The following is a 15,671-nucleotide window of genomic DNA, read 5'->3' on the forward strand; positions in this document are numbered from 1 at the left end:
AGAACTCAGGCGGCCGCGTCAGGCGCGGCCGGCAGTGCTGGTCAACTGCTCTTGGCGGCGGCGGCCAGGCGCGACATGGCTTCCTTGGGCGTCATGCGGTCGTTGTTCCAGAACTGGCTCACGACGTCCTTGATGGCGCCTTCGACCGATGCCGGCACGGCCATGCCGTGGGCGATGCTGGGCACCAGGGTGCCGGCCTGGGCGCTGGCGGCGAAGTCCTTGGCGGAGGCCTTGGCGCAGTCGTCGAACTTGGAGAGGTCCATGTTCATGCGCACGGGGATGGAGCCCTTGTTGATGTTGAAGGCCTCCTGGAACTGCGGCGACATCACGGCCGCGGCCAGGTCCTTCTGGGCCTTGACCTTGTCGTCGCCCTTGACCTTGAACATGGCCAGCGAGTCCACGTTGAAGGTGAAGGCGCCCGCGCTGCCGGGGGCGGCCGTGCAGACGAAATCCTTGCCCGGCTGCTTGCCCGCGGCCATGAACTCGCCCTTGGCCCAATCGCCCATGAGCTGCATGCCGGCCTCGCCCTTGACCACCATGCCGGTGGCCAGGTTCCAGTCGCGGCCCGGGGCGTTCTTGTCGGTGTAGCCCTTGATGCGGCGGAAGGTGGTGAGCACCTTCTCCATGGTCGGCCCGTTGAGCGTGGCCGCGTCCAGCTGCACCAGCGCCTTGCGGTAGAAGTCCACGCCGCCCAGGCCGAGCGCGACGCTCTCGAAGATGGTGAAGTCCTGCCAGTTCTGGCCGCCGTGGGCCAGCGGGATCACGCCGGCCTTCTTCAGCGCCTCGGCCGTGGTGAAGAACTCGTCCCAGTTGGCCGGCAGCTTGGCGCCGGCCTTCTTGAGCACCTCGGGGTTGGCGTAGAGCCAGTTGACGCGGTGCACGTTGAGCGGGGCGGCGACGTAGCTGCCCTTGTATTTCATGACGTCGGCGATCTGCTTGGGCAGCAGGCTGTCCCACTTCTCGGCCTTGGCCACGTCGTCGATGCTGGCCAGCACGCCCTCGGCGGCCCATTCCTGCAGGGACGGCCCCTTGATCTGGCCGGCGGCCGGGGCGTTGCCCGACACCACGCGGGATTTCAGGACGGTCATCGCCGAGTCGCCGCCACCGCCGGCCACGGCGAAGTCGCGCCAGGTGTGGCCCTTGGCCTGCAGCATGGACTTCAGCGCCGCGGCGGCCTTGGCCTCGCTGCCGCTGGTCCAGTAGTGCAGCACCTCGACCTCGCCGGCGCGGGCCGCGCCGCAAAGCGCCATGGTGGCGGCAGTCGCCGCAACGGCCAGCAGGGCGCGGCGCGGGGTGGGGCGGTGGGTGGTCATGGGATGTCTCCTTGCGGGCGCCGGTTGTCGCATCCGGCTTGATGGTTGCACTGCACGCGGCCTGCTGCGGCTGCGTTGGACGCAAGTATTAATGTGGCGTTAATGTCTTAATATGAGGTTAAACCCTGAAGGCGCGCCGTGCCGGCGTGCAAGGCGGTGCGCGGGCCGTGAAGGGTGCAATGTGCCGTTAAGCTTCGGCCATGCGACTCCTGCTTGCGGAAGACGATGCCTTGCTGGCCGATGCGCTGTCGGCGCAACTGCGCCAGGCGGGCTTTGACGTCGAACACGTGGAAAACGGCGCGGTGGCGGAATACCTGCTGCTGCGGCAATCCTTTGACCTGGCCATCCTGGACCTGGGCCTGCCCATGCTGGACGGGCTGAGCGTGCTCAAGCGCGTGCACGCGGCCAAGCCCAGCTTCCCCGTGCTGGTGCTCACCGCGCTGGACGACTTGGAAAGCCGCGTCACGGTGCTCAACGCCGGGGCGGAGGACTACCTCACGAAACCCTTTGATTTTCCCGAGCTGGAAGCGCGGCTGCGCGTGCTGCTGCGGCGCTCGCAGGCCGCGTCGCAGGCCGCACCCGCGGCCAGCACGCTTGGGCGCCTGTTGCTGGAGCCGCAGGCCCGCCGCGCCAGCGTGGCAGGCGAGCCGCTGGAGCTCAGCCCGCGCGAGTGGACCTTGCTGGAGCAGTTGAGCACGCACCGGGACCAGGTGCTGACCAAGGAGCAGATCACGCAGGCCTGGAGCGGCGACGGCGGCGAGGCGGGCAGCGCGGGCGCCGCGGGCAATTCCATAGAGGTCTACATCCACCGCCTGCGCCGCAAGCTCGAAGGGTCGGGCCTGAGCATCCGCACCGTGCGCGGCCTGGGCTATCTGCTGGAAAGCGGCGAGGCGCCGCGCGGCTGAGCGCCGCATCCCGTACCGTTGTTTCACCGGGGCGCATCACCCGTGTTTTCCCCGCTCAAACGCCTGCTGCGTGGCCTCAACGCCGGGGGCCTGTCGCTGCAGCGGCAGTTGCTGCTGTGGCTGCTGCTGCCGCAACTGGTGCTGTGGATCGCGGGCGGCTTTGCCACCTACCGGCTGGCCGCGGGCTACGCCAACCGCGCCATCGACGACAGCCTCTCGCAGGCCACGCGCGCGCTGGCGCGGCAAATAAAACCGATGGAAAACGGCTTGCTGATCGACTTCCCGCGCGCCGCGCAGGACGTGCTGGAGGCCGACCCCGACGACCGCATCTACTACATGGTGAGCACGCCGCCGGGGCAGTTCATCCTGGGCAGCCGCACGCTGCCGCAGCCGCCCGCGCTGCAGGAGCCGCGCCTGAACGTGCCGTACTTCTACGACGGCCGCATGGCGGATGACGCCTCGTCGCCGCGCCCGGCGCAGCCCGTGCGCGTGGCGGCGCTGTACTTGTCCTACGCCACGGAAGACTCGCCGCGGCAGCTGATGCTGGTGCAGGTGGCGCGCAGCAGCGCCAACCGGGAAGAGCTGGCGCGCAGCATCCTGGTGGACACGCTGCTGCCGCTGTCCGCCCTGATCGTGCTCATGACCATGATCGTGTGGGCGGGCATACGCGCGGGCCTGGCGCCGCTGGCGCGGCTGCGCGGCGAGGTGGAAAGCCGCGCGCCCACGGACCTCGCGCCGCTGCACATCGAGCAGGCGCCGCGCGAGCTGCAGTCGCTGGCGCGCGCTTTGAACGAGCTGCTGGGCGCGGCGCGGCGCAACGTGGCGGCGCAAAAGCGCTTCATAGGCGACGCCGCCCACCAGTTGCGCACGCCACTGGCGGGGCTCAAGAGCCAGACGGAACTCGCGCTGCAGGGCTGTGCCGACGCCGAGCTGCGCTCGCGGCTGGAGCGCGTGCACCAGAGCGCCACGCGCAGCGCGCATCTGGTCAATCAACTGCTGACGCTGGCGCGGGCCGAGCCCGAATCCGCGCTGGTGCAGGACCGCAGCGCCTTCGACTTGCGGCAACTGGCGCGGGAGCTGACGGCGGAGCTGGTCCCGCGCGCCCTGCGCGCCGGCGTGGACCTGGGGCTGGACCCGGCGCTGGAGGAAGACGGCGACGCCGTGCCCGTGCGCGCCAATGCGCTGCTGCTGCGCGAGGCGCTGAGCAACCTCATCGACAACGCCATCCGCTACGCCGGGCGCGGCTCGGAAGTGACGGTGCGCGTGCGCCGCGAAGGCGGGCAGGCGGTGGCCGAGGTGGAGGACAACGGGCCGGGCATCCCGGCCGCGGAGCGCGAGCGCGTCTTTGAGCGTTTCGTGCGCGGCACGACCACGGGCGACGGTTGCGGCCTGGGGCTGGCCATCGTGAAAGAGATCATCGAGCGCCACGCCGGGCAGGTGGAGCTGGCGGACGGCGCCGTGGGCGGGTTGCGCGTGGTGGTGCGGCTGCCGCTGGACGCGGGCGCGGCGGCATAGCGCGGCGAGGCGGCACGCCTGCGGGTTTAACCCATGTTCATGTATTAATGAAGCATTAATAATTTAGGCATCGCGTTCACGTCGCTTGTTCCGATGCTTCCTATTCCCGCTCTTGCGCCGTCGCCTGCCGGTGCCGTCCTGCCGTCCGTTGAGCCGTCCGACTTGGGGCCGCTGCGCCTGGTGGGCGACGTGGGCGGCACCAATGCCCGTTTCGCGCTGGTGCGCGGTGCGCGCGGCCTGCCGCAGATGCAGCGCACGCTGGCAACGGCGGACCACCCGGACCTGGCCTCGGCGGTCGAAACCTATTTGGAAAGCCTGCACGGATTTCCGGAACGTCCTGTCGAAGCGGCCGTGGCCATCGCCTGTGCCGTGCAGGGCGACGGGCTGCGCATGACCAACAGCCGCTGGCAGTTCTCCATCGAGGCCACGCGGCAGCGCCTGGGCCTGCGGCGGCTGCTCATGCTCAACGACTGGGAGGCCATGGCGCACGCCGTGCCGGCGTTTCAGCCGCAAGACCTGCTGCACTTGGGCGGCGGCGCGCCGGACGCCTTGGCGCCTTGCGTGCTGCTTGGGCCGGGGACGGGCTTGGGCGTGTCTTCTCTCGTGCGCTCACGCGGCGGCGAATGGGTGGCCGTGGCGGGCGAGGGCGGGCACGCGACGCTGGCGCCCGGCGGCCCGCGCGAGGCGGACATTCTGCGCGCCACGTGGTCCGAGCACCTGCACGTCTCGGCCGAGCGGCTGATTTCCGGCATGGGGCTGGAAAACCTGTACCGCGCGATTGCCAGGCTGGACGGCGTGATGCCGCAGCCGCTCACCGCCGCCCAGGTGTGCGAGCGCGGGTTGGCGGGCACGGACGCGCAGTGCGCCGAGGCGGTGGACACGTTTTGCAGCCTGCTGGGCAGCGTGGCGGGCAACCTGGCGCTGACGCTGGGCGCGCGCGGCGGCGTGTATTTCGGCGGCGGCATCCTGGGCCGCTTCGGCGAGGACTATCTGCTTCGCCGCTCGCCGCTGCGCGCCGCCTTTGAAGCCAAGGGGCGGTTTGCGGGCTACCTGGAGCGCATTCCGACTTTCTTGATCCGCGCGCCGCAGCCGGCGCTGCTGGGCGCGGCGGCGGCGTTGGGGGAATGACGAAGTAGGGTGCGAGGCGCCTTGGCTTGCGAGATGCCAAGGCGCCCCAGCGCCCTCAATGCATGCGCACCTGCCCGTACTCCCCCATGTCCTTGGGCGGATGCCCGGTGACGGCGGAGCGGGCCATCTTCAAGAGCTGCACGGCCTTGCTTTCGTGCACGTCCCAGTACTCGGCGTGGGTGATGCGCACGCGCACCAGGGCCACGTCGGGGTCGTCCGGGCCGTTGGGGAACCAGGCCTCGGTGGCGGTGTTCCACAGCGTGCGCTTGCGCCCGGCGTCCTCCACCAGCTCGGCCGTGCCGGCCACGGAGACGTAGGTGTCGCTGGACGGGTCGGCGTAGGCCACGTTGACCTGTGCGTCGCGCTGCAGGTCGGCGCAGGGCTCGCTGCTGCGCGACATGAAGAACCACAGCACGTCGTCCGTGTCGGTGCCGCGGTTTTGCGTGGTCATGGGGCGCGAGTGCAGGTGGCCGTTCTCGTGCCGCGTGGTGAACATGCCGAAGCGCATGTCCTTGATCATCTTCCACAGCTTGGCGATGTTGGCCGGGTCGTGCCCGTCGTGCGAGGCGTGGTCGGTGTGCTGGTCCTGGCTCATGGTTGTGGTTTCCTGCTGGGGTGGGCCGCGGCCCGGGACTGGGTGATCGGCAAGGGCCATTCCCGGGCCCCGGGTCCTGCGCGGGGCGGCGCGGCCATCGCCCGCGTTCCTCGCCGGGCCGGGAGCCGGCGCGTAGCATCCCCGGCATGAAGTGGCTTCGCCCGTGGCTGTACGGCCTGGCGCTCGCGCTCGGCCTGGCCGGCGCGTGGCGCGCGCTGGCCGATGCGTCCGCCCCTGCCTCCGCGCCGGGGCCGGCGCCGGTGCTGCTGCTCACCGTCTCCGGCGCCATCGGCCCCGCGACGGCCCTGCGCTTCGAGCGCGCGCTCAAGCAGGCCGGGCAGGAGCGCGCCGCGATGCTGGTGCTGCAACTGGACACGCCGGGCGGCCTGGACAAGTCCATGCGCGACGTGATCAAGCGCCTGCTGGCCTCGCCCGTGCCGGTCGCGGTGTTCGTGGCCCCGCAGGGCGCGCGGGCGGCCAGCGCCGGCACCTACATCCTCTATGCGGCGCACGTGGCCGCCATGGCACCGGCGACGAACTTGGGCGCGGCCACGCCGGTGGCGGTCGGCCCCGGCGGGGCGGCGCCGCAGGCCGCCTCGGCGCCGCAGGACGCCATGGCCGCCAAGCGCGTCAACGACGCCGTGGCCTACATCCGCGGCCTGGCGCAACTGCGCGGGCGCAATGCCGATTGGGCCGAGCGCGCCGTGCGCGACGCCGCCAGCCTGGACGCGCGCCAGGCGCTGGCGCAGGGCGTCATCGACCTCGTCGCCGACGACCTGCCCACGCTGCTGCGCCGCCTGGACGGCCGCACCCTCGCCGTGGGCGAGCGCCGCGTGACCCTGGCCACCGCCCATGCGCCGGTCAAGGCCCTGCAGCCCGGCTGGCGCGACGAGCTGCTGGAGAGCTTGAGCGACCCCAGCGTGGCGCTGGCGCTGATGACCATTGGCCTCTACGGCCTGGTGTTCGAGTTCGCCAACCCCGGCTTCGTCCTGCCCGGCGTGGTGGGCGGCGTGTCGCTGCTGCTGGGCCTGTTTGGGCTGCAGATGCTGCCCATCAACCACGCCGGGCTGGCGCTGGTGCTGCTGGGCCTGGCGCTGCTGGCGGCCGAAGTTTTTGTGCCCAGCTTCGGCGTGCTCGGCTTGGGCGGCCTGGCCGCCTTCGGCCTGGGCGCGGCCCTGCTCACCGACGGCGACGTGCCCGGCCTGGCCATCCCCTGGCCACTGATCGCCGTGCTCATGCTGACCTCCGCCGCCTTCATCGGCGGCGTGGCGATGCTGGCGCTGCGCACGCGGCGGCGCCCGCAGGTGGGCGGCACGGCGGTGCTCATGGGCGAGCGGGGCGAATTGCTGGAAGTGCAGGGCGACGCCGGGTGGGCCCGCGTGGCCGGCACGCCCTGGCGGGTGCGCGGCGTGGCCGGCCTGCTGCCGGGCCAGGCGCTGCGCGTCACCGGCCAGGACGGCCTCACGCTGCTGGTGCGGCCCGCCCAAGTACCCAAGGACACGCCCAAGGATCACGACACACGAGGACAGAGGTGAGGACATGAGCGATCTGCTGCCCACGGGCTTTCTGGTGCTGCTGGGCTTTGCGCTGGTGGTGCTGCTGGTGAACTCGCTGCGCATCCTGCGCGAGTACGAGCGCGGCGTGGTGTTTCAACTGGGCCGCTTCTGGAGCGTGAAGGGGCCGGGGCTGGTCATCCTCATCCCGGGGCTGCAGCAGATGGTCAAGGTGGACCTGCGCGTGCGCGTCATCGACGTGCCGTCGCAGGACATCATCACCCGCGACAACGTCTCGGTGAAGGTCAACGCGGTGCTGTACTTCCAGGTGGTAAAGCCGGAGCGGGCCATCATCCAGGTCGAGAACTACCTGGGCGCCACCAGCCAGCTCGCGCAGACCACGCTGCGCGCCGTGCTGGGCAAGCACGAGCTGGACGAACTGCTGTCCGAACGCGAGCGGCTGAACCTGGACATCCAGAAGATCCTGGACGCCCAGACCGACAGTTGGGGCATCAAGGTCACCAACGTCGAGATCAAGCACGTGGACCTGGGTGAGTCCATGGTGCGCGCCATCGCCCGCCAGGCCGAGGCCGAGCGCGAGCGCCGCGCCAAGGTCATACACGCCGAGGGCGAATTGCAGGCCTCGCAGCAGCTCGCCCAGGCCGCCGAAATCCTGGGCCGCCAGCCGCAGGCGCTGCAGTTGCGCTACCTGGAAACGCTCACGGTGATCGCGGCGGACAAGAACTCCACCATCGTGTTCCCGCTGCCGGTGGACATCCTCGGTCCGCTGATCGAGGGCATGCGCCGCAGCGACAAGCCCCGCGACGCCGGCTGAGCTGCCCTTTCGTTGCCCCCGCCACCAACCCGCCCATCTGCCCATGACCGCATCGCCCAAGCTCTACCGCCACTTCGCCACCCAGGCCGAGATCGACGGCCAGTACAACCCCTCGCTGGGCGTGGACGACCCCGCGGCCGAGATGCGGCACTACGTGGAGGTCAGCCAACAGGCCCGCGAACGGTTGCCCTGCAGGCGGAACATTCCCTACGGCCCCACGCTGGCCGAGACGCTGGACATCTTCCCCGCCGCGCAGCCCAACGCGCCGGTGTTCGTGTTCATCCACGGCGGCTACTGGCGGGCCTTGAGCGCGGGCGACTTCAGCAGCGTGGCCCTGGGCCCGCAGGCATTGGGCATCACCACCGTGGTGGTGAATTACGCGCTGTGCCCGCAGGTCAGCATCGACGAGATCACCCGCCAGGCGCGCGCGGCCGTGGCCTGGGTGCTGCGCCACATCGGCTCCTACGGCGGCGACCCCACGCGCGTGGCCGTGGGCGGGCATTCCGCGGGTGGGCACCTGGCCGCCATGAGCCTGCTCGCGCCCTGGGCGCGCGACTACGGGCTGCCGGACGATCCGCTGGCCGGCGCGCTGCTGTTCAGCGGCCTCTACGAGCTGGAGCCCCTGCGCTGGAGCTACCTGCAGCCCATGATCCAGTTGGACGAGGGCGTCATCCGCCGCAACTCGCCCACGCGGCTGGTGCGGCCCTGCGCGACGCCCGCGTGGGTGACCTGGGGCGCCCTGGAGTCCAGCGAGTTCGCGCGGCAGTCCACGGCGTTTGCTGAACAGTGGCGGCGGGCGGGGAACGAGGTGGAGCTGTCCCCTATCGCCGATACGCACCACTTCACCGTGATCCACGGGTTGGAGGACGCGGCCAGCCCGGTGTGCCGATGGCTCGCCGCTCGGCTGGGCCTGTGATTTCGCACTGAGCGTCAGCCTCGGCGCTCCTGCCGCCCGCCGCGGGCGGCCTTCTCCCACCATCCGTGAAACCCCGGGGTGCCGCCCCCCAATCTCCGCTTGTTTGTCGCGATTTATGTATACAAAATAGGTGCACGATCTGCGGAAGGCACCACGCGTCGCCGCGGCATCGAAGCCGTCACGAGACCACTACAAGCGATGGAGACAGCATGAACACGATCGCCACCGGCGTCAGTGCCGCGGCCCAGGCGGGGCCCGCGCACACCGAGGAATCCAATGCGCTCATCAAGCCGGGTTACGACCCGCGGCTGACCAACGAGGACCTGGCGCCGCTGAAGCGCCAGACCTGGGGCCAATACAACATCTTTGCCTTCTGGATGTCCGACGTGCACAGCGTCGGCGGCTACATCACCGCGGGCAGCCTGTTCGCGCTGGGCCTCTCCAGCTGGCAGGTGCTGGTGGCGCTGCTGGTGGGCATCTGCATCGTCCAGTTCTTCTGCAACCTCGTGGCCAAACCCAGCCAGGTCACGGGCACGCCGTACCCCGTCATCTGCCGTGCCTCCTTCGGCGTGCTGGGCGCCAACATCCCCGCCGTCATCCGCGGCCTCATCGCCGTGGCCTGGTACGGCATCCAGACCTACCTCGCCTCCGCCGCCTTCATGGTGCTGGCATTGCACTTCTTCCCCCACCTCGCGCCCTACGCCGACGTGCAGCAGCACGGCTTCGTGGGCCTGTCCACGCTGGGCTGGGTCGCCTTCATGGTGATGTGGACGCTGCAGGCCTTCGTGTTCTGGCACGGCATGGAGTCCATCCGCAAGTTCATCGACTGGGCCGGCCCCGCCGTCTACGTCGTCATGGCCGTGCTGTGCGGCTGGCTGGTGTGGAAGGCCGGCTGGGACAACATCAACATGAACCTGGGCGGCGTGAAGTTCCAGGGCTGGGACGCGCTGCCGGTGATGCTCTCGGCCATCGCCCTGGTGGTGAGCTACTTCAGCGGCCCCATGCTCAACTTCGGCGACTTCTCTCGCTACGGCAAGCATTTCGACGCGGTGAAGAAGGGCAACTTCTGGGGCCTGCCGGTGAACTTCGTGTTCTTCTCGCTGCTCACCGTCGTCACCACCGCCGCCACGCTGCCGGTGTTCGGGGAGTTGATCACCGACCCCGTGCACACGGTCAGCAAGATCGACAGCACCACCGCCGTCGTCCTGGGCGCGCTGACCTTCATGGTCGCCACCATCGGCATCAACATCGTCGCCAACTTCGTCTCGCCGGCCTTCGACTTCTCCAACTGCAACCCGCAGAAGATCAGCTGGCGCACCGGCGGCATGATCGCCGCGGTCGGCTCCGTGTTCATCACGCCCTGGAACCTCTACAACAACCCCGAGGTCATCCACTACACGCTGGACATCCTGGGCGCCTTCATCGGCCCGCTGTTCGGCATCCTCATCGCCGACTACTACCTGGTGCAGAAGCAGCAGGTGCACGTCGATGACCTCTACACGCTCAGCCCCCAGGGCCGCTACTGGTACCAGAACGGCGTGAACCGCCGCGCGGTGATGGCCCTGGTGCCGTCCGCCCTGATCCCCATGCTGTGCGTGATCGTCCCCGACTGGCGCGGCGCCGCCAACTACGCCTGGTTCATAGGCACCGGCCTGGGTTTTATTTTTCACGCTCTGTTGAGCAGGCAATGCTGAGACCCGTGTGAGAAGCCGGGGCCGCCCCAGCTGCCCCGGCGCATCCAGCCCAACGACTACAAGCAAGCACCCCATGAGAGTAAAAATCATCAACCCCAACACGACGGCCGGCATGACGGCCAAGATCGGCGCGGCGGCCCGCGCCGTGGCGCGGCCGGGCACCGACATCGTCGCCGTCAACCCGGCCATGGGCCCCGTGTCCATAGAGAGCCATTACGACGAGGCCCTGGCCGTGCCGGGGCTGCTGCAGGAGATCGCCGCGGGCGAGCGCGCGGGCATGGACGGCTACGTCATCGCCTGCTTCGGCGACCCCGGGCTGCTTGCGGCGCGCGAGCTGGCGCGCGCGCCGGTGGTGGGCATCGCCGAGGCCGCCATGCACGTGGCCAGCCTCATCGGCGCCTCCTTCAGCGTGGTCACCACGCTGGATCGCACCCGCGGCCAGGCCTGGCACTTGGCCGAGCGCTACGGCATGAAGCGCTTCTGCGCCAACGTGCGCGCCTGCGAGCTGCCCGTGCTGGAGCTGGAGGTGCCCGGCTCCAACGCCCGCCAGCGCGTGCTGGACGAGTGCCGCCGCGCGCTGGCCGAGGACGGCTGCGACGTCATCGTCCTGGGCTGCGCCGGCATGGCCGACCTCTGCCGCGAGCTCTCCCAGGCCCTGGGCGTGCCGGTGGTGGACGGCGTGGCCGCGGCCGTGCAGCTCGTGGAGTCGCTGGCCGCGCTGGGCCTGCGCACCTCCAAGCGCGGCGAGCTGGCCGCGCCGATCGCCAAGCCGCTGCGCGGCCTGCTCGAAGGTTTCACCTTGCCCTCGCAAGACCCGCTGGCGGCCTGAGCGCCGTCAGGGTGGCCGGGCGGGGCCGCTGCCTAAAATTTAGGCCATGCCCACCAAGAAGCGATCCACCCCCGCCTCCGCTCCCGCCACGGACGAGGCCACCGCCGCCGGCGCCATCCCCCCCGAGGCCGACGGCGGCGACGCTGACGGCCCAAGCGCGGCCGCGGCCGGGCAGCGCAGCGTCAGCGCCGAGGAGATCGCGCAGGACATCGCCACCGCCATCGTCGAAAAGCGCCTGCCCCCCGGCACCCGGCTGCGCGAGGAGGCGCTGGGCAAGGTCTACGGCGTGAGCCGCACCAAGATACGCGCCGCGCTGCTCACGCTCTCGCGCGACAAGCTCATCCAGATCGTCCCGGACAAGGGTGCGCTGGTGAGCAAGCCCAGCGTGCAGGAGGCGCGCGAGGTGTTCGCGGTGCGCCGCGTGCTGGAGGCCGAGGTGGTGCGCCTCTTCGTGGCCCAGGCCCGCCCGCGCGACTTCGAGCGGCTGCAGCAGCACATCCACATCGAGCGCACGACGCTGGAGCCCCGCACCAGCGTGGGCAGCGCGCGCGAGAAGCTGCTGGGCGACTTCCACGTCGAGATGGCCGAGTGCACGGGCAACGTGACGCTCACGGAGCTGGTGCGCGAGATGGTGGCGCGCAGCTCGCTCATCGCCATGCTCTACCCCTCCACCAACGACCCGCACTGCTCCAGCGACGAGCACGAGGAGCTGCTGCGCGTGTGCCGCCGCGGCGACACCGCCGCGGCCGTGGCCTGCATGAACGAGCACCTGCAGCGCGTGGAAGCCAGCCTGCGCCTGGACGGCGGCGTGCCGGAGCGCCAGCTCGACCTGGTCAAGGCCCTGCTGAGCTGAGGCATTCCACGGGCCGTTGCAGGGGGGTAACGGGTACCAGGATGTGACGCAATCCGCGCCGGCCGTCACTTTTGTCAATGTGGCGGAAGGCTCAGGCGCTAGGCTGTCTTGTCCTGGCATTTTCCCGTGTCCATGCATCACGCCGCGCCCCTGCTGAGCCACCCCCTGGAGGACGACGAGCGTGGTGCCGCAGCCCCCGGCGGGGCGGTTTCCCCTGCACCCGACAGGTATCGGGCCATAGCGGATGCCCTGCCCACGCTGACCTTCGAGACCGATGCGGCGGGGCAGCGCCTGTGGTCCAGCGCGGGCTGGGAGCGCTACACGGGGCTGTCGGCGCAGGAGCTGTCCGGCCGCGGCTGGGTGCGCGTGGTGCACGCGCAGGACATGCGGGCCGGCCACGCCGACTGGCAGCGCAACCTGCAGGCCGGCCGCGCCCATGCCTCGCGGCGCCGGGTGCGCCGCTACGACGGCCAGTGGCGCTGGCACCTGGTCAACGTCGTTCCCCGGCTCGATGGCGACGGCACGCTGCGCGGCTGGCTGGGCAGCGCCGTGGACGTGGACGAGATGGTGCGCGCCGAGCAGGCGCTGGCCGCGCAGGAGCAGCGCGCCAGCTTCATGCTGGCCGTGAGCGAGTCGCTGCGCGACCTGGCGCAGCCGCAGGACATGATGGACGCCGCCACCGCCGCGCTGGGCCGGCACCTCCATGTCGCGCAGGTCGGCTACGGCGAGATCGACGGCGACCCGCCCTACATCACCGTGCACCACGACTGGAACGACGGGCGCATCCCGTCCGTGGTCGGCCGCTGGCGGCTGCCGGACTTCGGCGTCGCCTTCGTGGACGACATACGCGCCGGGCGCACCGTGGCCATCGCCGATGTGGAAGAGGACGACCGCACCCGCGCCCCCGCCGTGGTGGCCGCCTACGCCGGCATACACACGCGCAGCATCCTGGACGTGCCGCTTGTGAAACACGGGCGGCTGGTGGCGCTGCTGTTCATTCACCACCCCGAGCCGCGCGGCTGGAGCGACGTGGACATCGCGCTGGCCGAGCAGGTGTGCGAGCGGCTGTGGGGTGCGGTGGAGCGCGGGCGCGCCGAGCGCGCCCGCGACGCCAGCGAGGCGCACCTGCGTGCCGTGCTGGACGCGCTGCCCGTGGGCGTGGTGATCGCCGAGGCGCCGTCGGGTCGCATCGTCAAGGGCAACCGCAGCATTGAAGACATCCTGGGCCACCCGCTGCTCAACGTGGAGGGCGTGGCCGGCTACGCCGAGTACGGCGCCTTCCACGAGGACGGCCGCCCCGTGGCGCCCTCCGAGCAGCCGCTGGCGCGCGTGCTGGCCGGCGAGGAGCGGCCCGCGCTGGAGATGCGCTACCTGCGCCCGGGCGGCCACATGGCCTGGCTGCGCGCGCTGGGCGCGCCCATACGCGACGCCGATGGCACGCTCACCGGCGCGCTGGTGGTGGTGGACGACATCGACGCCAAGGTGCGTGCGCTGGAGTCGCTGCAGGAGCGCGAGCGCCAGCTCGCGCAGGCGCAACTGCGGCTGGACCTGGCGCTGTCCGCCGGCGACATGGGCGTGTGGGAGTGGTCGCCCGCGCAGGGGCGCTCGCACTGGAACCGGCAGATGTTCGAGCTGCTGGGCCTGAAGCCGACCGAAGACGGTTTTCTGCCCACGGCGGCCTTCATGGCCCGCGTGCACCCCGGGGACCGCCCGGCGCTGGAGGGGGCGCTGGCCAAAGCGCTGGCCACGCGCGGCGGCTTCGAGCAGGAGATGCGGCTGGCGCATGCCGACGGGCGCCAGGTGTGGCTGCTCAACCGCGGCGAGGTGGTGTGCGACGGCTGCGGCCACGTGGAGCGCATGGTGGGCGTGAGCCTGGACATCACGGCGCAGAAGGCCGCGCAGGCCGCGCTCACCGAGGCGCTGCAGGCCAAGGACACGCTGCTGTACGAGGTGCACCACCGCGTCAAGAACAACCTGCAGATCATCAATTCGCTGCTGTCGCTGCAGTTGCGCACGGTGCAGGACGAGGACGCGCGCCGCGCCATCGCCGAGGCCGGCGCCCGCGTGGGCGTGATGGCGCGGCTGCACCTGTCCCTGTACCAGTCCGGCCGCCTCGGCTCGCTGGACCTGGGCCACTGGCTGCGCCGCATGGCCGAGGACACCTTGCGCCTCCTGGGCGAGGGCAAGCACATCACGCTGGATTTCCAGTCCGGCGAGGCCGTGACCCTGGCCGTGGACCAGGCCGTGCCGCTGTCGCTGCTGCTGTCCGAGTTGCTGACCAACGCCGTGAAGTACGCCTTCCCGAGCGGCCGGGGCACGGTGCGGCTGCACGTGCATCGCAAAGATGGGGGCCTGCGCCTGCTGGTGGCGGATGACGGCGTCGGCCTGCCGGAAGGCTTCGAGCCCGCCGCCTCCAAGGGTCTGGGCATGCGCATCATCCACGCGCTGGCTCGGCAGATCGACGCGCAGCTCACGCTGCTGGAGCGCGGCGCGGGCACGGCCTTCCGCATCGACCTGCCGTTGCCGCCGGCCGCCTGAGGCCGGCGCCGCGTTGGCGCCCACGAGCCGGCAGGCGAAGATGCGGCCATTGCCGCAACGAACCGGGAGCCGCCATGAGTGAAACCGAACGCATCGTCGCCGAGGAGGGTGCGCAGCTGGATTTCAGCCGGGACATGAGCTACGGGGACTATTTGCACCTCGACGAAATCCTGAACGCGCAGCAGCCGCTGTCCCAATCCCACGACGAGCTCTTGTTCATCGTCCAGCACCAGACCAGCGAGTTGTGGATGAAGCTGCTGCTGCACGAGCTGGAAGCGGCCATCGATTGCGTGCGCCGCGATGAATTGAGCCCCGCTTTCAAGATGCTGGCGCGGGTGACGCGGATCATGGAGCAGCTCGTCAGTGCCTGGACGGTGCTCTCCACCATGACGCCGCCGGAATACAGCGCCATGCGGCCTTATTTGGCCAACTCCAGTGGGTTTCAAAGCGCCCAATACCGCTGCATTGAATTCGCGCTGGGCAACAAGAATGCGGCGATGCTGAAGCCGCATGCCCATAAACCTGATTTGTATGCACGGGTGGAGGCGGCCTGGCGCTCACCCTCGATTTACGACGAGACCCTGAAATTGATGGCGCGCCGCGGCCTGAACGTGCCGGCCTCGCACCTGGAGCGGGATTGGACGCAGCCTTATCAAGCCGATGCGGGCGTGGAGGCGGCGTGGCTGGAGGTCTATCGCGACCCTGAGCACCACTGGGAGCTGTACCAGCTCGGCGAGAAACTCACCGACCTGGAAGACGCGTTCCGGCTGTGGCGCTTCCGGCATGTCACCACGGTGGAACGCATCATCGGCCTGAAGCGCGGGACCGGCGGGACGGGGGGTGTGAGTTATTTGAGGAAAATGCTGGAGGTGGTGTTGTTTCCGGAGATTTGGCAGTTGAGGACGGATTTGTGAGATATGGGTACGCGCCGGTAGTGTATGAGTGGAAATATCTTGTGGGCTTGTGGCTGCAAAAGACGAAAATCAAGGCGTAGGAATAAAAATCCAATACTGCCGTTTCAGTATTTTATGAATAAACTGCAGCACAATATAAGGTA

13 protein-coding genes are annotated in these 15,671 nt (G+C 70.0%); 11 read left to right on the forward strand and 2 right to left on the reverse strand.

The genetic code is table 11. From position 1 onward, the window contains the following. Positions 1-41: 41 nt before the first annotated feature. Positions 42-1,313 (reverse strand): ABC transporter substrate-binding protein, encoded by a 1,272-nt coding sequence (locus ALA01S_RS13470; protein WP_066337228.1) that lies wholly within the window; start codon positions 1,311-1,313, stop codon positions 42-44. A 200-nt stretch (positions 1,314-1,513) separates the two neighbouring features. On the opposite strand from ALA01S_RS13470, the gene ALA01S_RS13475 reads away from it, so the two are divergent. The 3 genes from ALA01S_RS13475 (at position 1,514) to glk (ending at position 4,861) form a co-directional block, all read left to right on the forward strand. Continuing rightward, complete coding sequence (locus ALA01S_RS13475) at positions 1,514-2,218, forward strand: response regulator transcription factor (protein ID WP_066337230.1); 705 nt, start codon at positions 1,514-1,516, stop codon at positions 2,216-2,218. Positions 2,219-2,260: 42 nt separating this feature from the next. Beyond that, a complete protein-coding gene (locus ALA01S_RS13480; RefSeq protein WP_238455790.1) occupies positions 2,261-3,733 on the forward strand; it encodes a sensor histidine kinase in 1,473 nt (490 codons plus the stop codon). Between the two features lie 162 nt (positions 3,734-3,895). Next, complete coding sequence (gene glk / locus ALA01S_RS13485) at positions 3,896-4,861, forward strand: glucokinase (protein WP_238455791.1); 966 nt, start codon at positions 3,896-3,898, stop codon at positions 4,859-4,861. A gap of 55 nt (positions 4,862-4,916) precedes the next feature. Here the strand turns inward: glk and ALA01S_RS13490 are convergent, their stop codons facing one another. Beyond that, entirely contained in the window at positions 4,917-5,456 is a 540-nt protein-coding gene (locus ALA01S_RS13490; RefSeq protein WP_084267527.1) for a pyridoxamine 5'-phosphate oxidase family protein, read from the reverse strand. A gap of 146 nt (positions 5,457-5,602) precedes the next feature. Between ALA01S_RS13490 and ALA01S_RS13495 the strand changes: the two genes are divergently transcribed. The 8 genes from ALA01S_RS13495 (at position 5,603) to kynA (ending at position 15,528) form a co-directional block, all read left to right on the forward strand. Next, positions 5,603-6,991 carry an NfeD family protein gene (locus ALA01S_RS13495; RefSeq protein ID WP_066337231.1) on the forward strand — a complete coding sequence of 463 codons (1,389 nt, stop codon included), beginning with the start codon at positions 5,603-5,605 and terminating at the stop codon, positions 6,989-6,991. A 4-nt stretch (positions 6,992-6,995) separates the two neighbouring features. Then, entirely contained in the window at positions 6,996-7,784 is a 789-nt protein-coding gene (locus ALA01S_RS13500) for a slipin family protein (protein ID WP_066337232.1), read from the forward strand. 43 nt (positions 7,785-7,827) lie between these two features. Next, positions 7,828-8,700 carry an alpha/beta hydrolase gene (locus ALA01S_RS13505; protein WP_066337233.1) on the forward strand — a complete coding sequence of 291 codons (873 nt, stop codon included), beginning with the start codon at positions 7,828-7,830 and terminating at the stop codon, positions 8,698-8,700. Between the two features lie 209 nt (positions 8,701-8,909). Continuing rightward, positions 8,910-10,394, forward strand: a complete 1,485-nt coding sequence (locus ALA01S_RS13510) for an NCS1 family nucleobase:cation symporter-1 (protein WP_066337235.1) — start codon at positions 8,910-8,912, stop codon at positions 10,392-10,394. A 73-nt stretch (positions 10,395-10,467) separates the two neighbouring features. After that, a complete protein-coding gene (locus ALA01S_RS13515) occupies positions 10,468-11,223 on the forward strand; it encodes an aspartate/glutamate racemase family protein (RefSeq protein ID WP_066337237.1) in 756 nt (251 codons plus the stop codon). A gap of 46 nt (positions 11,224-11,269) precedes the next feature. Further along, positions 11,270-12,076 carry a GntR family transcriptional regulator gene (locus ALA01S_RS13520; RefSeq protein ID WP_084267528.1) on the forward strand — a complete coding sequence of 269 codons (807 nt, stop codon included), beginning with the start codon at positions 11,270-11,272 and terminating at the stop codon, positions 12,074-12,076. A 132-nt stretch (positions 12,077-12,208) separates the two neighbouring features. Further along, positions 12,209-14,614, forward strand: coding sequence for a PAS domain S-box protein (locus ALA01S_RS13525; RefSeq protein WP_238455793.1), 2,406 nt, complete (start codon positions 12,209-12,211; stop codon positions 14,612-14,614). A 74-nt stretch (positions 14,615-14,688) separates the two neighbouring features. Then, entirely contained in the window at positions 14,689-15,528 is an 840-nt protein-coding gene (kynA, locus tag ALA01S_RS13530) for a tryptophan 2,3-dioxygenase (RefSeq protein WP_066337241.1), read from the forward strand. Positions 15,529-15,671: the final 143 nt, after the last annotated feature.

This window comes from Azohydromonas lata NBRC 102462, from assembly GCF_001571085.1.
Taxonomy (GTDB): domain Bacteria; phylum Pseudomonadota; class Gammaproteobacteria; order Burkholderiales; family Burkholderiaceae_C; genus Azohydromonas; species Azohydromonas lata.